Here is a 19995-nt window from a genome sequence, read left to right as displayed (position 1 = left end):
GCTCAGCCCCGGGGCTCGTCGGAGCCGCGCTGGCGCAGCGTCGCCGCGGTCTCCTTGACCGAGTCGATGGTGCGCTGCGGGGCGCGGACGGCGCGGAACTTGCGGTAGCCGAGGAACCCGAAGAAGCCCGCGAGCAGCAGCATCACGAAGAAGACGATGCCGAAGGCCGCCGAGCGCCACAGCCCGACGTCGGCCAGCAGCTCGGCCAGCGCGAAGAACAGGAAGAACGAGCTGTAGAGCAGGATGACCAGGCCGACGATGGCGAAGACGCTGCCCTTGAGCCCCTTCTTGACCTCCCGGGCGACCTCGGTCCTGGCCAGCTCCACCTCGGCCCGGACCAGGGTCGACAGGTGCGTCGTCGCGTCCTTGACCAGCGTCCCGATCGACTGGTCTGCCGCGGCGGTGGCGCGTTCGTCGGCCAAGGGGATGGACGGCACCGGGGGCAAGCCGTCGCGTTGTCCGTTTCCGTGTGCGCTGGTCACCGGGTCATCGTGCCATGCCGATCGCGGGCAGGCCCGGCAACCTCGCCGATTACGAGTCCTGGTGGGCCTTGCTGCGCCGCACGAGCAACCCGGCGGCCAGCAGCGACGCGGCCGCCGAGGCGATCAGCACCGCGGCCTTCGCCAGCTCCCCGTCGGCCTGGTCGAGCGACAGCTCGGCGATCAGCAGGCTGACGGTGAACCCGACGCCGCCGAGCATGGCGACCGCGCCCATGTCGCGCCAGCCGAGGTCCTTGGGCATGGCGGCGAGGCGCAGCTTCACCGCGACCAGCGAGAACCCGACGATCCCGATGAGCTTGCCCGCGACGAGGCCGATCATGATGGCCAGCCCGATCCGCTCGGTGAACACCGCGCCGATGGCGTCGGCTCCGATCGGCACCCCCGCGGCGAACAGGGCGAACACCGGCACGGCCACCCCGGCCGACCACGGCTGCAGCCGGTGCTCCAGGCGCAGCGCCGGGGCCTCCGCCTCGTCCGGGTCCTTGCGGACCCGGGTCAGCAGGCCGAGCGCGACCCCGGCCACGGTCGCGTGGATGCCGCTGGAGTGGACCGCGACCCACACGGCGACGGCGAGCGGCACGTACAGCCAGGGCGAGGTGACCCGCTTGCGCTGGAGGTACCAGTACAGGGCGAGCAGCACCACCGCGGTGGCGAACGCGATCAGGTCGAACCCGGAGGTGAACACGGTGGCGATCAGCGCGATGGCCCCGAGGTCGTCCACCACGGCCAGGCTGAGCAGGAACACCCGCGCGCTGCTGGGCATGTGCCGGGCGGTCAGGGCGAGCACGCCGAGGGCGAAGGCGATGTCGGTGGCGACCGGGATGGGCCAGATCTGCCCGGCGCGCGGGTCGCCGGAGGCGATGAGCAGGGCCAGCAGCGCGGGCACGACCATGCCGCCGACGGCGGCGATGACCGGCAGCAGCGCGGCCTTGAACCGCGACAGCTCGCCGATGACCAGCTCGCGCTTGAGCTCCAGGCCGACGACGAAGAAGAACAGCGCCAGCAGCCCGTCCTTGACCCAGTCGCCGACGGTCAGGTTCAAGTGGAGGAAGTCGGTGCCGACCCGGGCGTCGCGCAGGTCGCGGTAGGAGTCGCCGAGGGGGGAGTTGGCCCACGCCAGGGCCACCGCGGCTGCGGCCAGCAGGATGAGACCGCCCACCGTCTCGGTGCGCAGGTAGCGGGTGAACTCCGACAGCGGCGTGCGGTTGTTCGACAAGGGCTGCTCCTGGTCCGGCGTAGACGTGTCCCGTACGCCGACCAGACTTCCCGGCACACCCGGGCGGAATCCTAACCCACGGTCACGCCGAAGAGGACTCCGACGAAGTACGTGATCGTCATGGCCAGCGTCCCCACCAGCACGTTCCGCAGCACGGCGCGGCTGACGCGGGCCTCGCCCAGCCGGGCGCTGATCGTCCCGGTGAGCACCAGGCCGAGCACGACCGCGGCCACGCACGCCCACACCCGCCACTCGACCGGCGGCAGCGCGATCGCCACCAGCGGCAGCAGCGCGCCCACCGCGAAGGCCAGCAGCGACGCCCACGCGGCCTGCCACGGGCTGGTGAGGTTGTCCGGGTCGATCTGCAGCTCGGCGTCGGCGTGCGCGGCCAGCGCGTCGGTCTCGGTCAGCTCGCGGGCGACCTGGGCGGCCAGCTCCGGGGACAGGCCCTTGGCCTGGTAGATGCCCGCCAGCTCGCGCTCCTCGGCCTCGGGCATCTCGCGCAGCTCGCGCGCCTCCATCCGCAGCGCGGCCCGCTCGGTGTCGCGCTGGGTGCTGACCGAGACGTACTCCCCGCCCGCCATCGACAGCGACCCGGCGACCAGCCCGGCCACGCCCGCGGCCAGGATCGCCATGCGGTCGGTGGTCGCGCCCGCGACGCCGACGACCAGGCCCGCGGTGGAGATGATGCCGTCGTTGGCCCCGAGCACGCCCGCGCGCAGCCAGTTCAGCCGGGAGCTGAGGCTGTCGCGGTGCGGCTCGGCCGGATGCGTGCCGGACTGCTCACCATCGGTGCTCACCTGGGTATTCTCACCCGATCGGTGCCATCCCGCCGGTCTCGTCGCGCCATGATGTGGTGTGCGAAGCGACCGACCCATGAGCACCCTGCGGGCTCTGACGCTGATGTTCCGCGTGCCCCGGCGCGGGCGCGGCTTCTGGTTCAGCCTGGCCATCGACCTGATCTGGCCGCTGCTGGCGCTCAGCGCCCGCCTGCGGTTCTCCGGCTCCCTGCCCCGCAGCGGCGGGGTGCTGCTGGCCTCCAACCACCTGTCGAACGCCGACCCGGTGACCGTCACCGCGTTCGCCCTCGCGGCGGGCCGCATCCCGCGCTACCTGGCCAAAGCCAGCCTGTGGAAGGCGCCGGTGGTCAAGCAGGTGCTCGCAGGCGGCGGGCACATCCCGGTCGAGCGCAACACCGCCCAGGCCAGGACGGCCTACACCGGCGCGGTGGAGGCGGTGCGGCGCGGGGAGTGCGTGATGTTCTTCCCGGAGGCGGGCTTCTCCGACGACGAGTCGCACTGGCCGTCGGCGCGGGTGAAGAACGGCGTGGCCCGGGTGGCGCTGGAGACCGGCGCGCCGGTGATCCCGGTGGTGAACTGGGGCACGCACGAGCTGCTGCCCTCGCACGCCCGCTTCCCCCGGCTGCTGCCCCGCCGCACGGTCCAGATCGTCGCCGGACCGCCGGTGGACCTGTCGGACCTGTCCGGCCTGGACCGGGAGACGCTGCAGGAGGCCACCAAGCGGATCATGCACGCGATCACCGAGCTGCTCGCCGAGCTGCGCGGCGAAGATCCCCCGATCCGGTGACATGCGAAGGGCCCCGCCGGGATGGCGGGGCCCTTCGCGCACCGATCAGTCCTCTTGCGACTTCTGGCTGGTCAGGCCCTCGGTGATCAGGTTCATCACCGTCTGGTCGGCGAGTGTGGTGGTGTCGCCGAGTTCGCGGTTCTCGGCGATGTCGCGCAGGAGCCTGCGCATGATCTTGCCGCTTCGGGTCTTGGGCAGTTCCTCCACGATCAGGATCTGCCGCGGCTTGGCGATCGCCCCGATCTCCTGCGCCACGTGATTGCGCAGGGTGGCGATGTGGCCGTCGCGGTCTTCGGCCGCCTTGCCGCGCGGGATCACGAACGCCACGATCCCCTGGCCCGTGGTCGGGTCGCTCGCGCCCACGACCGCTGCCTCGGCGACCGTCGGGTGGGAGACCAGCGCCGATTCGACTTCGGTGGTGGAGATGCGGTGTCCGGAGACGTTCATGACGTCGTCCACCCGGCCGAGCAGCCAGATGTCGCCGTCGTCGTCGTACTTGGCTCCGTCGCCGGCGAAGTAGTAGCCCTGCTCGGCATACCGGGACCAGTAGGTGTCCTTGAAGCGTTCCGGGTCGCCCCAGATGCCGCGCAGCATCGACGGCCACGGCTCGTTGAGCACCAGATAGCCGCCCGAGCCGTGGGGCACCTCGGTGCCGGTGTCGTCCACGACGGCGGCGCTGATCCCCGGCAGCGGCGTCTGCGCCGACCCTGGCTTGGTGTTGGTGACACCGGGCAGCGGGCTGATCATGATGCCGCCGGTTTCGGTCTGCCACCAGGTGTCGACGATGGGGCAGCGGTCCTGGCCGATGTGGGTGCGGTACCAGATCCAGGCTTCGGGGTTGATCGGCTCGCCCACCGACCCCAACAGCCGCAGCGAGGACAGGTCGTGCCCTGCCGGGTTCTCCGTGCCCCACTTCATGAACGTGCGGATCAACGTCGGGGCGGTGTAGTAGATCGTCACCCCGTACTTGGCGATGATCTCGAAATGCCTGCCCTGGTGCGGGGTGTTCGGCGTGCCCTCGTAGACCACCTGCGTGGCCGCGTTGGCCAGCGGGCCGTAGACGATGTACGAGTGGCCGGTGACCCAGCCGATGTCGGCGGTGCACCAGTACACGTCGGTGTCGGGCTTGAGGTCGAACACCGCGTGGTGGGTGTAGGCCACCTGGGTGAGGTAGCCGCCGCTGGTGTGCAGGATCCCCTTCGGCTTACCCGTCGTTCCCGACGTGTAGAGGATGTAGAGCGGGTGCTCGGAATCGAAGGCTTCCGGGGTGTGCTCCTCGGGCTGGCCGTCGACCAGGTCGTGCCACCACAGGTCGCGGCCCTCGGTCCAGCCGCAGTCGGTCCCGGTGCGCTTGACGACGATCACGTGCTCGATCGTCGGGGTGTGGGCGGTGGCCTCGTCGGTGTTGTCCTTCATCGGGACGGCCTCGCCGCGCCGGTACTGGCCATCCGAGGTGATCAGCACCCGGGCCTCGGCGTCCTCGATCCGCGAGCGCAGCGCCGCCGCGGAGAACCCGCCGAAGACCACGCTGTGCACCAGGCCCAGCCGGGCGCAGGCCAGCATGGCCACGATCGCCTCGACCAGCATCGGCATCTGGATCGCCACCCGGTCGCCGGCCTTGAGACCCAGCGACGCCAAGCCGTTGGCCGCCTTGCACACCATCTTCTGCAGGTCGGCGTAGGTCACGGTCCGCGTGTCCCCGGGCTCGCCCTCCCAGTGCAGCGCGACGCGCTCGCCCAGGCCCGCGGCCACGTGCCGGTCCACGCAGTTGTAGGCGACGTTCAGCTTCCCGCCGACGAACCACTTGGCGAACGGGGCATCCGACCAGTCGAGCACCTTGTCCCACTCGGTGACCCAGTCCAGCCGCCGAGCCTGCTCGGCCCAGAAGCCCAGCCGGTCGGCCGCGGCCCGCTCGTAGGCGTCGGCCCGCACGTTCGCCGCGGCGGCGAACGCCTCCGGCGGCGGGAACACCCGGGTCTCGGTCGACAGGTTGTCCAGCGCCGGGCGCGGGCCGGATTGCTCGGTCATGGGGGTGACCTCCTCCTCGGGGCAGTACGCACGCCGGGTGCGAATCTAGCCCCAACCGTGGGCTCGGGACAGTCCAGACCCCCTATTGGTTTGGACCAATAATCGGGCGTGCTCCGTTCGGTTGGCCTTGCCGGAATCAGCGGACGGTGACGCGGCGAGGACGTACGGTGGTGATCGGTACGGCCGCGATCGGGCCCGGCCGCCCGCGCACCCTGGGGAGGGGACCGGGCAGGCCAGCAGGGGGCCGCGTAAGGGGGACCCACCATGGACCGCCGGATCAGCCCCCGGTTCCGCGCGTCCGCCGCGGTCGTCTGGGCGGTGGGCTGCACGGTCGTGGGGATCGGCTGGGCGCTGCGCTCGGCGGGCGGCCCGCTGCCGGACGCGGAGAGCTGGTGGCTGGCCCTGGTCCTGGTCGCCGTCGCCCTCATGCACGCCGAGGCCACCCGGCCCCCGCAGGAGCGCCGCCGGGTTGCCCACCTGTCCGTCGAGCGGGTCGACCACGGCGCGGCGTGGGTGCTCGGCGGCGCCCTGGTGCTGCCCACCCCGCTGGCGCTGGTGCCCGCGATCGCCGTCACCGGCCGCGCCCTGGTCCAGCGGGAGTCCGGCTGCCACGCCGTGGACGCCTGCACGCTGATCGCGGCGGCCATCGCCGCGCACGCGGTCGCGGTCGCCAGCCCCGCCCGGGCGTGGATCGTCGACGGCTGGCTGCCGCCCGCGGCGCTCGCCGCGGCCGCGATGGGCCTGGCCGGGGCCGTCGCCGCGTTCTGGCTGGTCTGGCGGGTCATCCCGGGCGCGGTCCTGGCGCTGCGCGGGCACCGGTCGTGGCCGCGGGTGCTCAGCGACGGCGACCTGCTCGTCGTGCTCGCCCTCGGCGTCATCGCCGCGTGGTCGGCGGGCGTCGGCCACGGCGCGCCGCTGGTCGCCGTCGCCGCGGTCGCCACCGGGGTCACCCGCCGCACCCGGCGCATCGCCGAGCTGGCCCGCGAGCGCGACCGCTTCGAGGCCGACGCCCTGCACGACCCGCTCACCGGACTGGCCAACCAGCGCGGCTTCAACCCGGCCGCGGCGCTGGCCCTGGTCGCCGACCAGGCCAGGCGGCGGCCGACCGCCGTGCTGATGCTCGACCTCGACGGCTTCCGCCAGGTCAACGCCCGGCTCGGGCACCTGGGCGCGAACGAGGTGCTCAAGTCCTTCGCCGCGCTGCTGCGCGGGATGGTCCGCCGCGACGACCTGGTCTGCCGCTGGGGCGGCGAGGAGTTCTCCCTCGTCCTGCCCGGGACCGGCCGCAGCGACGCCTGGGCGGTCGCCGAGCGCATCCGCCGCGCGGTCGAGGCGATGACCGTCGAGCTGACCCCGGCCCGCGGCGCGGGGACCGAGCGGGTCGGGCAGTTCACCGTCTCCGGCGGGATCGCGGTGTCCCCGCGGGACGGGACCGACCTGGCGACCCTTCAGGTGCACGCCGACGCCGCGCTCGCGGCGGCGAAGGCGGGCGGCCGCAACCAGATCCGGCTCACCCCCGCCGCGCCTGCCGAAGTGGACTCCCCGCACTGAGCCGCGCGGTCAACCGCTCGCGCGCGGCGGGCCATTCGTCGGCGGTCATCCCGTAGACCACGGTGTCGCGGAGCGTCCCATCAGGACGGATGCGGTGGTGCCGCATCACGCCCTCGCGCCGCGCGCCCAGCCGCTCGATCGCCCGCTGCGAGCGCTCGTTGCGGTGGTCGGTGTGCCAGCCGACGCGCAGCGCGCCCAAGGTGTCGAAGGCGTGTGCCATCAGCAGCAGCTTGGCCTCGGTGTTCAGCGCGGTCCGCTGCCAGGGCGTGCCGATCCAGGTGTGGCCGATCCACAGGCCGCGGTGCTTGGCGTCGACCTCGTAGTAGGAGGTGGTCCCGGCGATCTCGCCGGAGGCGGCGAAGAGGGTGAACGGGTAGCGCACGGGGTCCGCGATCGCCTCGGCCACCTGGGCGGCCATCTCGTCCGAGGACTCCGGGTACCGCTTGCCCAGCCACGTCCACACGGAGCGGTCCGCGCCCGCGGCGTAGAGGCCGGGGGCGTCGTCCGGGGTGGTGGGGGCCAGCCGGACGTGGTCGCCGACGAGGGTGGGCTGCAGGTCCTTCACGCACCCGACGGTAGCCCGAGAAGTGGCTACTCAACACCGGCCACTTCTGGTAAGTTTCAAGAGGCCACTTGGTCCGTCGGTACTGTCCTGGGCCGTGAGCGATCCCCTGGCCGCGCTGCTCGACCTCCCCGGGGTGGCGGACGCCGTCACCGCCGCGCGGGACGCCGTCGCGCAGGTGCACCGGCACCAGACCAACCGCCGCGGCTGGCCCGCGACGGCCGCCGAGGCGTCGGTGCGGGCGGCCCGGGCCTCGGCCGCCCTCGACGGCGGCCCCACCGACATCCCCGCCGAGGGCAAGGTCAGCGACCCCGTGCTCGCGGGCGCGCTGCGCGCCGCCGAGGCGCTGGGGCCGCTGCTGCCGACCTGGGAGCGGGCCCCGCTGCAGGCGCTGGCCCGGCTGCACGTGCTCGCCGCGGCCGACCTCGCCGAGCCGGACGCGCTCGGCAGGCCCCGGCCCGGCACCGGCCAGCGCCTCGAACTGCTGGCCGACCTCGTGACCGGCGGCACCCGGGTGCCCGGCCCGGTCGTGGCCGCCGTCGTGCACGGCGAGCTGCTGGCGCTCGCCCCGTTCGGCGTCGCCGACGGCGTCGTGGCCCGCGCGGCCGCCCGGCTGTCGATGATCGCCACCGGCCTGGACCCGAAGGGCCTGGGCGTGCCGGAGGTGTTCTACCTGCGCCGCGCCGAGCGCTACCGGGCGCTGGCCGACGGGTTCGCCAGCGGGGAGCCGCAGCGGCTCGCCGACTGGATCGTCTTCGCGTGCGAGGGCATCCAGGACGGCGCCCGCGAGGCGACGAGCATCGCGGACGCGGCCGCCGGGTAGCTGACCGTCGGGTGGCTGGCCGTCGGGTCGGGTGGCTAGAACGTGTGGGCGCCGAGCAGGCCGAGGGCCGCCCGGACGTGCCCGTCGCTGCGGGCCAGCGCGGCCGCCGCGGTGCGGATCTCCGCGCCGGTGAGCAGGTGCACCATCGCCACCTTGAGGTCGCCGTGCGCCTCCGTCAGCGCGGTCGAGCACTCCTGCTGGGGCAACCCGGTCGCCTCGCGCAGGATGCGCAGCGTCCTACCGCGCAGCTTCGCGTTGGTGGCACGCAGGCTGACCATGAGGTTCTGGTAGGTCCGTCCCATCCGCACCATGACCGCGGTGGAGAAGGACGTCAGCACCAGCTTCTGCGCCGTGCCCGCCTTCATCCGCGTCGACCCGGCGATGGCCTCCGGTCCGGTGTCGACGGCCACCAGGACGTCCACATAGGGCGGCGGGGAGGTGTCGGGGTTGTTCGACACCAGCGCGGTGTGCGCGCCGCGGTCGTGCGCCTCGGCCAGCGCGCCCAGGACGTACGGCGTGCGGCCGGAGGCGGTCAGGCCCATCACGAAGTCGCCGGGGCGCACCGAGGCCATCGCCTCGGCGCCCGCGGTCTCGTCGTCCTCGGCGTCCTCGACCGCGTCGCGCAGCGCCTGGGCCCCGCCTGCGTGGTGGACGGCGAACCAGCCGTCGGGGACGTCGAAGGTCGGGCGCAGCTCGGCGGCGTCCAGCGTCGCCAGCCGCCCGGACGTGCCCGCGCCGACGTAGTGCACCCGGCGGCCGGCCGACAGGGCCGCGACCGCGAGGTCGACGGCCCGGCCCAGCTGCGGCAGGGCCTCGCGCACCGCGTCGGGCACGAGCCGGTCCTCTGCGTTGATCAACCGCAGCACGTCGAGCGTGGGCAGCGAGTCGATCCTGGCGGTGCGCGGGTTGCGCCGCTCCGTGGGGGAGTCGACGTGCACCGACTGTCGTGGGACGGTCATCTCGGTACCCCTTCCCGCGCACCCCAGGTCATTTCCCGGTCTCCCGGGGCTTGCGCCTTCCGTCGTGCCGGGTCTCCATGCGGTGGCCTGCCACCGCGTCCCGGGTGGCGTCCAGCGCGCTGATCGACTGGTCGATGTGGCGCTGGGCGATGCCGATGAACAGGCAGTCGACCACGGTGAGCTGGGCGATCCGGCTGGCCGTCGCGCCCGAGCGGAACGTGGTCTCCCGGGCGGCGGTGGTGAGCACGTGGTCGGCCACGTCCGCGATCGGCGAGGTCGGGTAGTTCGTCAGCGCCACCGTCGTCGCCCCGTGCGTCCGCGCGACCCGCAGGGCCTCGACGGTGTCGGTGGTCGCGCCGGTGTGGGAGATGCCCACCGCGACGTCCTCGCCGGTCAGCACGGCCGCGGAGGTCAGCATGATGTGGGTGTCGCTCCACGCGAAGCAGGTCCGGCCGATCCGGTGCAGCTTCTGCTGCAGGTCGGCGGCCACGAACGCGCTCGCGCCGACGCCGTAGACGTCGACCCGCCGCGCGCCCGCGATGGCGTCGACGACCTGGGCCAGCACGTCGATGTCGAGCTGCTCGGCGGTCTCCTCGACGGCGCGGGCGTCGGCGAAGGTGACCTTGCCGACCACCGTCTTGAGGTCGTCCTCCGGGGCGATCTCGCCGCCGAGGTCGCGGTCGGCCCGCGCGGCGGAGCGGGCGGTGTCGGCGGCGAGGGCGATCCGCAGCTCGGGGTAGCCCCCGACGCCGATGGCCTTGCAGAACCGGGTGACCGTGGTCTCGCTGGTCCCGGCCGCTTCGGCGACCTCGGTGATGCTGCGCCGCGCCACACTGGAGGGGTTGTCGAGCACGACCTTGGCCACCCGCTGCTCGGCCCGGGCCAGACCCGGCAGCAGAGAGCGAATGCGGACCAGGGGACTCGACTCGCTGTGTTCTGTCGTCATGTGACTCGCACTCACGTGGGAAACTTACTAACAGTTAACGGGTAGGACAAGGCGAAGCATCACATCTGGCAGCAACGCTACCGAAATGTGCCCGCAGGAGCAGGCGCCCCCGGGCGGGGGCTTGCTACCCGCATCGCTGCGCGAACGCGGATTGTTAGCACCTCAAGGTCAACGAGTTTCGCTCGTCCACCCGTCCGGCAGCATCAAGTGAGGATGTGTCTCACCGTTGAGCAGGAGGTGGTCACCGTCGGTCACCAGGATGCGGTCAAGGTGAATCCCACGTCCGGTGTAGCGACCGTCCGTAGTGGACCGCCAGCGGATTGTGATCAATTCCGCGGCAGGCAACTGGGCGTGGACGCTCCACCAACTACGGTGCCCGGCACCCGCCAAACCGGACAGATCGCCGCGCGGCGCACCCCGCCCGCGCGCCTGGAGGACAGCCGTGCGCCATTCGCCGCCGTCCACGGCGTACTCCAGGGTCAACGGGTCGGTGGCCTCGGTGTCGACGAAGGCGTCGAAGGACACCCGGACCGGTCCGCGCGGGGACAGCGCGGGGGTGGTCAGGGTGGCCGTGCTCGCGTCGGCCTGCGCGGTGAACCAGCTCGTCGGCCCCTGCCGCGGCGGCACGGCCATCGCCCTGGCCAGCCCGGTCGCCCAGGTCTCCCGGGCCAGGTTGATCGAGCCCCACGACCGGCTCGGGTGCACCCGGTTGGTCAGCAGGACCGCGATCGACCGCGACGCCGGGTCGATGACCAGCGAGGTCCCGGTGAACCCGGTGTGCCCGGCCGTGCGCGGACCGGACAGCCCGCCCATGTACCAGCGCTGGTCCAGCTCGAAGCCCAGGCCGTGGGCGTTGCCGGGGAACTCGGTGTTGTGGTCGGTGAGCATCAGGCGGACGGTCTCGGGCCGGAGCACCCGCGTGCGCCCGTACTTGCCGCCGTTGAGGATCGTCTGGCCGAGCACGGCGAGGTCGCGCGCGGTGGAGAAGACGCCTGCGTGCCCGGCGACCCCGCCCAGCGACCAGGCGTTCTCGTCGTGCACCTCGCCGCGCACCATCCCGCGCGGCGGGCTCGCCTGGTACTCGGTCGCGGCCGTGCGCCCGACGTCGGTCGGGTTGTACCCGGTGTCGACCAGCCCCAGCGGGCCGGTGATCCGGCGCTGGACGAAGACGTCGAGCCCGACCCCGGACACGCGCTCGACCAGCACGCCGAGCGCGATCAGGTTGAGGTCGGAGTAGGTGTAGGCGCTGCCCGGCGGCCGCTGCGGGGCGCGTTCCAGGGCGGCGCGCACCCGGGACTCGCGGTCCGGCCAGTCCCGCCACAGCGGGATCCAGGGCTCCATGCCGGAGGTGTGGGTCAGCAGCTGCTCGACGGTGATGGCGGCCTTGCCGTTCGCGGCGAACTCCGGCACGTGCTCGGCCACCGGGTCGTCGACCGCCACCGCGCCGTCCTCGACCAGGCACATCACGGCCAGGGAGGTGAACAGCTTGCTGACCGACGCCACGTCGAACACGGTGTCCGGGCGCATCGGGACCTGCTGGTCGGCGGGCAGTTCCGTGCCCGCGGCGTCGGCGTAGCGCACGGCCTGGCCGACCGCGGAATGGTGCACGACCACCCCGTCGTGGACCACCAGCGCGACCGCCCCGGCGAACAGCGGGCGCTGGGGCGAGGGGCGCGTCCAGCCCGCGATGGCGGCCGCGGCCGCATCGATCGGGGCGGGGTCCAGTCCCGCCTGCTCGGGGGTGCCCGGCCGCAGCGTCGCGTCGGCGAAGCCGCGGTGCGGCCGGTCGAACCGGCTCATCGGCGGGTCGGCGGCCGCCGTGCTCGTCGTCGCCATCGTGAGGACCACCGTCGCGAACACGGCCGCTGCGCGCATCTCCACCTCACCGGTACAGCAGATACGGTTGCCGGAGCCGGTCGAACTCGGCCAGCTCCCCCGCCCAGGCGCCGGTGATCTCGTCCACGCCCGCGCCCGCGTCGACCATCCGGCGCAGGCGGTCGGAGCCGGACAGCAGGTCGATGTAGTTGTCCGCGCGCCAGGCGAAGACGTCCGGGTAGAGGCGCTTGGCGGTCACCAGCATCGCCACGGCGGCGCGGATCGCGTCGAAGCCCGCCGCGGGGTAGACCTGCACGCCGCCGCACGTCTCCCGGGTGAACTTGCCGAAAGTCGGCACGAAGTAGTGCTCGCGGAAGCGCGCGCCGGGCAGCTCCAGCGCGTTCAGCGCCTCGGCCCAGCGCCAGTCGATGCCCGGCGCGCCGATGATCTCGAACGGGCGGGTCGTGCCGCGGCCCTCGGACAGGACCGTGCCCTCGAACAGGCAGGTGCCGGGGTAGACGAGCGCGGTGGTCGGCGTCGGCATGTTCGGGCTGGGCATCACCCAGGGCAGGCCGGTGCCGGTGTCGGCGCGCTTCCAGCCCTTGACCTGGACGACGGTGAGTTCGCGCAAACGCTTGCCCGCGTCGGCGACCAGGTACTCCGCGTCGAACAGGCGGGCCAGTTCGCCCACGGTCATGCCGTGCTGCTGGACGATGGGCTTGCGCCCGACGCCCGAGGCGTACGCCGGATCGAGGCGTGGCCCGCGCGCGTGGCCGCCGATGGGGTTGGGGCGGTCGAGGACGATGAACGCCGCGTCGGCGATGACGGCGGCGTGCATGGCCGTGTACATGGTCCAGATGTAGGTGTAGAAGCGGGCGCCGACGTCGGCGATGTCGAACACGACGGTGTCCACGTCCGCCTTGGCGAACTGGCCCGCGAGCTTGGCCGCGCCCGCGCCGTAGGCGTCGTACACCGGGACGCCGGTGCGCGGGTCGAGGTAGTCGCCCTCGGAGCCGCCCGCCTGCGCGGTGCCGCGGAAGCCGTGCTCGGGCCCGAACACCGCCAGCGGCCGCGGCATGGCGTCCACGATGTGGGTGCCGTCGCGCAGCACGCCGGTCGGGTTCGACACCACCCCGACCCGGCGCCCGGCCAGCAGCCGCCAGCCCTGGGCCGCCAGCGCGTCCGCGCCCGGGGTGACCGCGCGCCGCGGCTCGGCGGCCGCGGTCGTGGCCGCCAGGACCGGCGCGGCGATGGCGGAGGCGGCCAGGAAGCCGCGGCGGGGCAGGCTCATGCGCCGCCCAGCCCGTGGCCGAAGGGGTAGCGGATGACCGTCGGGTCGGCGCCGTCGGGCACCGCGACCGGCAGGCGGCCCGCGGGGGCCAGCTCGCCGCGCAGCACCTTGGCGAGGGAGTTCATCGAGACCCCGCGCCAGGAGTAGGTGGCCAGCCAGATGGGGGCGTCGACGAAGCCCGCGTCGTAGGGGACCTGCGTGGCCACCGCGACGACGGGCTTGCCGGTTGCGAGCAGCCTGGTCAGCAGCGTCCGCTGCGCTGCGTACCCCGAGAGGTTGTTGGTCAGCACGACGACGGTGTCCGCCCCCTTGGCCGCGGCTTCGGCCTGGGCGATCACCGCCTCCGACGGCCGGAGCCCGGTGGGCAGCGCCTCCCCGCCGAGCGCGGTGGCCAGGGCCTGCGGCGTCTTGGCCGGGTTCACGGTGTCGCCGATGCCGGTGACGAGCACCTTCCCGCTGACCGGCAGGGCGTCGGCGTCGTCGCGCAGGAGGGTGACCGTGCGGTCGGTGAGCGCCTGCACGGCCGCGAGGTTCTGCGGGGTGCCGACGTGCTGGCCGATCCTGCGGACGTCCGCGAACGGATGGGTGATGATGCCCCGGTCCCACTTCTGCCGCAGCACCCGCCGCACGCTCTCGTCGATGCGGGCCTCGCTGAGCCTGCCGCTGCGCACCGCGGCCAGCACGGCGTCGCGGGCCAGCGGCAGGTCCGGCGGCATCAGCAGCTGGTCCACGCCCGCCTCCAGGGCCAGCACCGGGATCTCGGCGTCGCCGAACATCTCCCGCACCCCTTGCATGGCCAGCGAGTCGGTGACGATGAGGCCGTCGTAGCCCAGCTCGCCGCGCAGCAGGTCGGTCAGGATCGGCCTGCTCAGGGTGGCCGGGACGCCGGTGGGGTCGAGGCTGGGGAACTGGATGTGCGCGGTCATGATCGAATCGATGCCCGCGTCGATGGCGGCCCGGAACGGCGGCAGGTCCACCGCGCGCCACTGCTCGGCGCTGCGGTCGATGCGCGGGAGGCCGGTGTGGCTGTCGGTGGCGGCGTCGCCGTGCCCGGGGAAGTGTTTGGCCGACGACGACACCGACCAGCGCCTGCCCTCCTGGTACCCGCGGACCTGCGCGGCGACCAGCTGCGCGGCCAGACCCGGGTCGGCGCTGAACGACCGCGCGCCGATGACCGGGTTGAGCGGGTTGGAGTTGACGTCGGCGACGGGCGCGAAGTTCTGGTTGACGCCCATCGCGCGCAGCTCGCGGGCGTTGACCGACGCGGCCGTGCGGGCGCCATCCTGGCTGCGGCCCGCGCCGATGGCCATGGCGCTGGGGTATTCGGTGGCGGGCGCCTCGACCCGGGTGACGTTGCCGCCCTCCTGGTCGATGGCGATCACCAGCGGGATGTGCGGCGCGGAGCCGATCGCGGCGCGCTGCAGGCCGTTGGAGAACGCGGCCAGCTGGGCGGGGTTGTCGACGTTGTCGGTGCTGCTGTTGTTGAAGTAGATGACGCCGCCGAGCTGGTAGCGGCTGACGACCTCGGCAGGGGTGGCCACGCCGTACCGGGCCAGGTTGTTCGGGTGCGCCTCGTCGGCCGACTTGCCCCACACGGTCGCCACGAGCAGTTGGCCGACCTTCTGCTCCAGGCTCATCCTGGCGAGAGCGGCTTCGACGCGGTCCACGGCGGACGAGGTCGCGGGGGTGATCGTCACGGCGGCGGCGGTCATGGCGACGGCGAGCGCCGCTCTGGCGGTGGGCACCGGGGCCTCCTGCGAGGTGAGTAGTTCACCAAGAACGACTTCCTCTTGGAAGCTACTCACGACGCGCCGGATGTCAACGACGCTGCCCCGAACAGGGATTGGGCGGCCCCACCGGTGGTGGAACCGCCCAAGTCCGCAGCGCGAGCGACTCAAGTTACCAAGCGTGCAACGGTGTCGTGCATTCCTGGACTCGGCGCCCGGCGTCCCGGTACGCAGTCCCTAGACGACATGCCTCCCGCGGCGTGCTGCGCGTGGGTGCTTGGTGCTCGCGCACGGAGTTCGCCATCGGGGTGGATCGGAACTTCTCTTCGTTCCGTCCCTGGCCGATCCGAAGTCCGCAACTCCTTTCTACCCAGTGGGGAAGGTCACTTCAAGGGCACGTTCGGGTGCACCGGTCAAGACGGTCCTGACCCCCTGTGAACGGGCTTGGATGTGGTACCGCCGAAGGGGTTGTCCGCCTGGGACGGTCAGCGCCTGCGCCGCCGGTGCAGGCCGTACCAGGCCGCCCCGGCGGTCGCCACCGCGCCCAGGCTGATCACGGCCACGGCGGTTCCGGACGGGACGGTGAACCGCGAGCGCAGGGAGATCGGCTTGGTGAAGGCCAGCACCGGCCACCCGCGCTCGGCGGCGATCCTGCGCAGCGCCCGGTCGGGGTTGACCACGCTGGGGTGGCCGACGGCCTCCAGCATCGGCAGGTCGGTGCTGGAGTCGGAGTAGGCGTGGCAGGCGGCGAGGTCGTAGCCGTGGGCCTCGGCCAGCTCGCGCATCGCGGCGGCCTTGTTCTCGCCGTAGCAGTAGAAGGCGATCTCGCCGGTGTAGCGGCCGTCGACGGCCACCATCTGCGTCCCGACGCTGTGCGTCGCGCCGATCATCCGGCCGATCGGGTCGACGATCTCGGCGCCGGAGGCGGACACGACCACCACGTCGTGGCCCTGGGCCCGGTGCTCGGCGACGAGCTCGGCGGCCTCGGCGTAGACCAGCGGGTCCACGATGTCGTGCAGGGTCTCCTCCACGATCGCGCGGACCTGCTCGACGTCCCAGCCGGTGCACAGCGCGGTCAGGTGGGCGCGCATCCGCTCCACCTGGTCGGCGTCGGCCCCGGAGGCGGCGAAGACGAACTGGGCGTAGGCGCTCTTGAGCACCCCGCGGCGGTTGATCAGGCCGCCCTGGAAGAAGGGCCTGCTGAAGGCCAGTGCGCTGGAGCGGGCGATGACCGTCTTGTCGAGGTCGAAGAACGCCGCTATCCGGGGTTCGGGCACGGGCGACAGCATAGGGACCGCCTGGTGCTCATCCGGATGGCGCAGGGCCGACGGCCCGTATGGGCGAGGAGTACGTGCCGATCATGCTGTCTTCACCGTATCTGGCCTATGGGCCCGGGGGAGGGGATACAGTACCCCTACCCCGGCCGCGTGCCGGGAGGGTTCAGTCCGACCCCCCGGGGCTGAACCTCGTAGACGACCCCCGCCCCTCCCCCCTGGCGGGGGTCGTCCCATTTTGCCGTGCGGCAGCGGTGTTTGCCGGGAGTTGTCCACAGGCGGCCGAACTGTCCACAGGCGGCGAACCGGGGTGGCCGGGGAGCGCCGCGGCTGCGGATCGTGGAGTCATCAGCCCGATCCCCGGAGGTGCCCGTGACCCGCCCCATCGCTTGCCTGCGCGACGAATCCCTCGCCGACGAGGTGCTGCGCCTGGCCGCCATCGCCCACTGCCCGATCGAGCGCGTCGCCGACCCGGTGGAGCTGAGCACCCGCTGGAGCGACCCGCCGATGGTGGTGGTCGACGACCCGGCCGCCTGCCGCGGCCTGCCCAGACGCAAGTCCCTGCTGGTCATCCACGCGGGCCCGCCGCCGACGGCCTTCCTCTCGGCGGCCTACGAGGCGGGGGCGGCGCGGGTCGTCTGCCTCCCCGACGACGCCGCCTGGCTGCGCGGCGCCCTCGCCGACGCCGCGGAGTCCCCGGCCGGGCGCGCGGGCCCGGTGGTCGCGGTGGTCGGCGGAACCGGCGGCGCGGGCGCATCCGTCTTCGCCGCCGCCCTGGCCATCACCGCCCTGGACGCAGGCGAACCAGCCCTGCTCATCGACTGCGACCCGCTCTCCGGCGGCCTGGATCTGGTGCTGGGCACCGAGTCCGCCCCCGGCGTCCGCTGGCCGGAGCTGCGCCTGTCCGCAGGCCGGATCTCCGCGGCGAGCCTGCACGCCGCCCTCCCCGGCCGCACCAAGGGCTCGGCCCGCCTGACGATCCTGTCCGGAGCCCGCGCAGGCCACGGCCCCACCCCCGAAGCGGTGTCAGCCGTGGTCGCCGCAGGCCGCCGCACCGGCGAGACGGTCATCTGCGACCTCCCCCGCCACCCCACCGAAGCCGCCCGAACCGCCCTGTCCGCCGCCGACCTGGTCACGATGATCGTCCCCGCCGACATCCGCTCCTGCGCCGCCGCCCACCGCACCATGGCCACCCTCCGCGCCCACGGCACCCACCCCGCCCTGATCATCCGCGGCCCCTCCCCCTCCCGCCTCACTCCACAAGAGATAGCCACCATCCTCGCCACCCGCCTCCTGGCCACCTACACCACAACCCGAGACCTCCCCCGCCAACTGGACAAGGGCGAATTCCACCCCCACCCCTCCCTAACCAAAGCCGCCAAATCCGTCCTCCGCGAAGCAACCCACCCCCACCCGTAGCCACCCCACGTCCAACCACCGCATGCCGCGACCCCCATCCACGCCCGCCAGATCCCCTCTCCCTCAGCCTCCTTCTACGCACCAACCCCGCTTCCGCCAGCACCCACTCCTCCATCGCAACCGTTCCACGGGCCCACCCGAATCCGACGACGCCCAACCCTCCACCGTCCCTCGTTCACTGCACTCACTCCCACATCCGCCCCATCCCCTCCACCACATCCATGCCCGCTGAATCCCTCCCTGCCTCTCCTCACCCGCAACACCCCGCTCCGCCTCGCCAACCAACCTCGAAAGGCATCCCCGTGATCCCCGACCTGACCGATCGTGTCCGTCTACGCCTTGCCCGCCGTGACGGCGAAGCCGTCACCCCGGCGATGGTTGCCGAAGCCGTGCGCGAATGCGCGGGCGGTGTCGTCGGCCAAGACGACATGACTGCGGCCCTCACCGAGCTCCGACGCGAGTTCGTCGGTGCTGGGCCCCTCGACCCGCTGCTCGCCGCCCCCGGTGTCACCGACATCCTCGTCACCGCCCCCGACGAGGTGTGGATCGACAGCCCCGCGGGCCTCCAGCGCACAACCACCCGCTTCCCCGACGACGACGCCGTTCGCCGCCTAGCCCAACGCCTGGCCCTCTCCGCAGGCCGCAGGCTCGACGACGCCCAGCCCTTCGTCGACGCCTGGCTGCCCGACACCACCACCAAAGCCCGCGTCCGCCTGCACGCCGTCCTCCCCCCGATCGCCAGCAACACCTACCTCTCCCTGCGCGTCCTGCGCCCCGCCACCCACACCCTCGCCGAACTGGCCCGCCTAGGCACCTTCAGCCCGACCACCGCCGACCTCCTCACCAGGATCGTCCGCTCCCGCTTGGCCTTCCTGGTCTCCGGATCAACCGGCAGCGGCAAGACAACCCTCCTGTCCGCCCTCCTCACCGCCGTCCCCGAATCCGAGCGCATCCTCTGCATCGAAGACGCGGGCGAACTCCACCCCCACCACCCCCAGTTCGTCCGCCTCCTCTCCCGCCCGCCCAACATCGAAGGCGCAGGCGAGGTCACCCAACGCGATCTGGTTCGCCAAAGCCTGCGCATGCGCCCCGACCGCATCGTCGTAGGCGAAGTCCGTGGCCCAGAGGTGGTCGACCTCCTCACCGCCCTCAACACCGGTCACGAAGGCGGCGCGGGCACCGTCCACGCCAACACCCCCACCGATGTCCCCGCCCGCTTGGAGGCCCTAGCCGCCCTGGCCCCGCTCCCCAGGGAAGCCCTCCACACCCACGTCTCCGCCGCCATCCACGTCCTGCTCCACATGTCCCGGACCGGCCCCCACCGCCGCCTCACCGAGATCGCCACCCTCCACCGCACCCCCGACTCCCTCCAAGCCATCCCCGTCTGGCAACACGACCAGCCCACCCCCAACTACCCCCACCTAGCCCGCCTCCTCGACTCAAGAGCCACAAAGGACAGATCACCGTCGTGGCACTCCTGACTCCTCGTCCGATCACAAACCCGTGCAAGCCAGCCCCCTGAAGGGATCTCCGATGCCCACCACCGCCGCTGTCCCGCTCCTCCTCGCTGCCGCCATCGCCGTCTGGCCGGCAGGCATCGCCCGCCGCAGGCTCCGGGCGTTGGCGCCAGCGCGCGCAGACCCCACACCCATGCGCCTGCCCGCGCCCTCGACCCTGGTGCCACCTGCGGCCGCCGCACTGGCTTGGCCCGTGCTCGGCCCAGCAGGCGCCCTCTCGGCCCTCGTCCTCGCCACCCTCGTCCGGGCCGCCCACCGCAGGCGCAAAGCCGTCCGGGCCCGCCTCACCGCTGCCGACGGTCTCGCCGAGTCCCTCCGCGCGATGGTCGCCGAGCTGCGGGCAGGCGCGACGCCGGTAGCCGCAGCCGAGTCCGCCGCGGCAGATGCGCCGCCGCAGGCCGCCGACGTCCTACGGACCGCCGCAGCCGCCGCACGCCTCGGCGGTCAACCACCGCTGTCCGAGACAACCACCGCAGGAGCCCAGATTGCCCGGGCCTGGCACCTCGCCACCCACCACGGCCTCCCCCTGGCCGACACCCTCGACGCCGTGCGCAGCGATATCGAAGAGCGCGCCCGCTTCGCCCGCCGGGTCGACGCGCGCATGGCCGGGCCGCGGGCGAGCGCCGCCGTGCTCGCCTGCCTCCCCGCAGCCGCGCTCCTGCTCGGCCAGAGCACCGGAGCCGACCCGCTGGCCGTCCTCGCCGACACGATGCCCGGCCAGCTCCTCCTCCTGGCGGGCACCGCCTTCGCCGCCGTCGGCCTGCGTTGGGCCGAGCACAT

Annotated in this window: 17 protein-coding genes; 6 read left to right on the top strand and 11 right to left on the bottom strand. The window is 73.1% G+C overall.

Features of this window, described 5'->3' with window-relative positions:
- Nucleotides 1-2: 2 nt before the first annotated feature.
- From ACWEPX_RS05690 to ACWEPX_RS05680, 3 genes are all read right to left on the bottom strand, one after another.
- Nucleotides 3-482, bottom strand: coding sequence for a phage holin family protein (locus ACWEPX_RS05690; protein ID WP_451895916.1), 480 nt, complete (start codon nt 480-482; stop codon nt 3-5).
- 49 nt (nt 483-531) lie between these two features.
- Complete coding sequence (nhaA, locus tag ACWEPX_RS05685; RefSeq protein ID WP_451895915.1) at nt 532-1716, bottom strand: Na+/H+ antiporter NhaA; 1185 nt, start codon at nt 1714-1716, stop codon at nt 532-534.
- A 71-nt stretch (nt 1717-1787) separates the two neighbouring features.
- Nucleotides 1788-2516 carry a VIT1/CCC1 transporter family protein gene (locus ACWEPX_RS05680; protein ID WP_451895914.1) on the bottom strand — a complete coding sequence of 243 codons (729 nt, stop codon included), beginning with the start codon at nt 2514-2516 and terminating at the stop codon, nt 1788-1790.
- Nucleotides 2517-2592: 76 nt separating this feature from the next.
- On the opposite strand from ACWEPX_RS05680, the gene ACWEPX_RS05675 reads away from it, so the two are divergent.
- The gene (locus ACWEPX_RS05675; protein ID WP_451895913.1) at nt 2593-3303 is read left to right on the top strand and encodes a lysophospholipid acyltransferase family protein; all 711 of its coding nucleotides are present in this window, start codon (nt 2593-2595) and stop codon (nt 3301-3303) included.
- A gap of 45 nt (nt 3304-3348) precedes the next feature.
- Here the strand turns inward: ACWEPX_RS05675 and acs are convergent, their stop codons facing one another.
- Complete coding sequence (gene acs / locus ACWEPX_RS05670; protein WP_451895912.1) at nt 3349-5331, bottom strand: acetate--CoA ligase; 1983 nt, start codon at nt 5329-5331, stop codon at nt 3349-3351.
- A 264-nt stretch (nt 5332-5595) separates the two neighbouring features.
- On the opposite strand from acs, the gene ACWEPX_RS05665 reads away from it, so the two are divergent.
- Nucleotides 5596-6882, top strand: coding sequence for a GGDEF domain-containing protein (locus tag ACWEPX_RS05665; protein WP_451895911.1), 1287 nt, complete (start codon nt 5596-5598; stop codon nt 6880-6882).
- Here ACWEPX_RS05665 and ACWEPX_RS05660 read toward each other — a convergent pair.
- A complete protein-coding gene (locus ACWEPX_RS05660; protein ID WP_451895910.1) occupies nt 6842-7447 on the bottom strand; it encodes a GNAT family N-acetyltransferase in 606 nt (201 codons plus the stop codon). The genes ACWEPX_RS05665 and ACWEPX_RS05660 overlap by 41 nt on opposite strands.
- 94 nt (nt 7448-7541) lie before the next feature.
- Between ACWEPX_RS05660 and ACWEPX_RS05655 the strand changes: the two genes are divergently transcribed.
- Complete coding sequence (locus ACWEPX_RS05655; protein ID WP_451895909.1) at nt 7542-8267, top strand: oxidoreductase; 726 nt, start codon at nt 7542-7544, stop codon at nt 8265-8267.
- A 35-nt stretch (nt 8268-8302) separates the two neighbouring features.
- Here ACWEPX_RS05655 and ACWEPX_RS05650 read toward each other — a convergent pair whose 3' ends face one another.
- The 6 genes from ACWEPX_RS05650 to ACWEPX_RS05625 all read right to left on the bottom strand — a co-directional run bounded on the left by ACWEPX_RS05650 (nt 8303) and on the right by ACWEPX_RS05625 (nt 16294).
- A complete protein-coding gene (locus ACWEPX_RS05650; protein WP_451895908.1) occupies nt 8303-9226 on the bottom strand; it encodes an N-acetylmuramic acid 6-phosphate etherase in 924 nt (307 codons plus the stop codon).
- A 28-nt stretch (nt 9227-9254) separates the two neighbouring features.
- Nucleotides 9255-10172 carry a MurR/RpiR family transcriptional regulator gene (locus tag ACWEPX_RS05645; protein ID WP_451895907.1) on the bottom strand — a complete coding sequence of 306 codons (918 nt, stop codon included), beginning with the start codon at nt 10170-10172 and terminating at the stop codon, nt 9255-9257.
- A gap of 168 nt (nt 10173-10340) precedes the next feature.
- A complete protein-coding gene (locus ACWEPX_RS05640) occupies nt 10341-12047 on the bottom strand; it encodes a serine hydrolase domain-containing protein (protein WP_451895906.1) in 1707 nt (568 codons plus the stop codon).
- A gap of 7 nt (nt 12048-12054) precedes the next feature.
- Nucleotides 12055-13278 carry an exo-beta-N-acetylmuramidase NamZ family protein gene (locus tag ACWEPX_RS05635; RefSeq protein ID WP_451895905.1) on the bottom strand — a complete coding sequence of 408 codons (1224 nt, stop codon included), beginning with the start codon at nt 13276-13278 and terminating at the stop codon, nt 12055-12057.
- Entirely contained in the window at nt 13275-14990 is a 1716-nt protein-coding gene (locus ACWEPX_RS05630) for a glycoside hydrolase family 3 protein (protein WP_451896169.1), read from the bottom strand. Before ACWEPX_RS05630 ends, ACWEPX_RS05635 begins: the two co-directional genes overlap by 4 nt.
- 500 nt (nt 14991-15490) lie before the next feature.
- Nucleotides 15491-16294 carry an HAD family hydrolase gene (locus ACWEPX_RS05625; protein WP_451895904.1) on the bottom strand — a complete coding sequence of 268 codons (804 nt, stop codon included), beginning with the start codon at nt 16292-16294 and terminating at the stop codon, nt 15491-15493.
- 357 nt (nt 16295-16651) lie between these two features.
- Between ACWEPX_RS05625 and ssd the strand changes: the two genes are divergently transcribed.
- From ssd to ACWEPX_RS05610, 3 genes are all read left to right on the top strand, one after another.
- Nucleotides 16652-17698 carry a septum site-determining protein Ssd gene (gene ssd / locus ACWEPX_RS05620; protein ID WP_451895903.1) on the top strand — a complete coding sequence of 349 codons (1047 nt, stop codon included), beginning with the start codon at nt 16652-16654 and terminating at the stop codon, nt 17696-17698.
- Between the two features lie 302 nt (nt 17699-18000).
- Nucleotides 18001-19179 (top strand): TadA family conjugal transfer-associated ATPase, encoded by a 1179-nt coding sequence (locus tag ACWEPX_RS05615; protein WP_451895902.1) that lies wholly within the window; start codon nt 18001-18003, stop codon nt 19177-19179.
- A gap of 52 nt (nt 19180-19231) precedes the next feature.
- On the top strand, nt 19232-19995 hold a 764-nt coding region (locus tag ACWEPX_RS05610; protein ID WP_451895901.1), incomplete at its 3' end, for a type II secretion system F family protein.

Source organism: Actinokineospora sp. NPDC004072 (assembly GCF_053604195.1).
This window is presented reverse-complemented; position numbering and strand designations above follow the sequence as displayed.

Coding starts and splice junctions, on each gene's coding strand:
- ACWEPX_RS05675 (WP_451895913.1), top strand. CDS start 2,593: ATGAGCACCCTGCGGGCTCTGACGCTGATGTTCCGCGTGCCCCGGCGC.
- acs (WP_451895912.1), bottom strand. CDS start 5,331: ATGACCGAGCAATCCGGCCCGCGCCCGGCGCTGGACAACCTGTCGACC.
- ACWEPX_RS05665 (WP_451895911.1), top strand. CDS start 5,596: ATGGACCGCCGGATCAGCCCCCGGTTCCGCGCGTCCGCCGCGGTCGTC.
- ACWEPX_RS05650 (WP_451895908.1), bottom strand. CDS start 9,226: ATGACCGTCCCACGACAGTCGGTGCACGTCGACTCCCCCACGGAGCGG.
- ACWEPX_RS05645 (WP_451895907.1), bottom strand. CDS start 10,172: ATGACGACAGAACACAGCGAGTCGAGTCCCCTGGTCCGCATTCGCTCT.
- ACWEPX_RS05640 (WP_451895906.1), bottom strand. CDS start 12,047: ATGCGCGCAGCGGCCGTGTTCGCGACGGTGGTCCTCACGATGGCGACG.
- ACWEPX_RS05635 (WP_451895905.1), bottom strand. CDS start 13,278: ATGAGCCTGCCCCGCCGCGGCTTCCTGGCCGCCTCCGCCATCGCCGCG.
- ACWEPX_RS05630 (WP_451896169.1), bottom strand. CDS start 14,990: ATGACCGCCGCCGCCGTGACGATCACCCCCGCGACCTCGTCCGCCGTG.
- ACWEPX_RS05625 (WP_451895904.1), bottom strand. CDS start 16,294: ATGCTGTCGCCCGTGCCCGAACCCCGGATAGCGGCGTTCTTCGACCTC.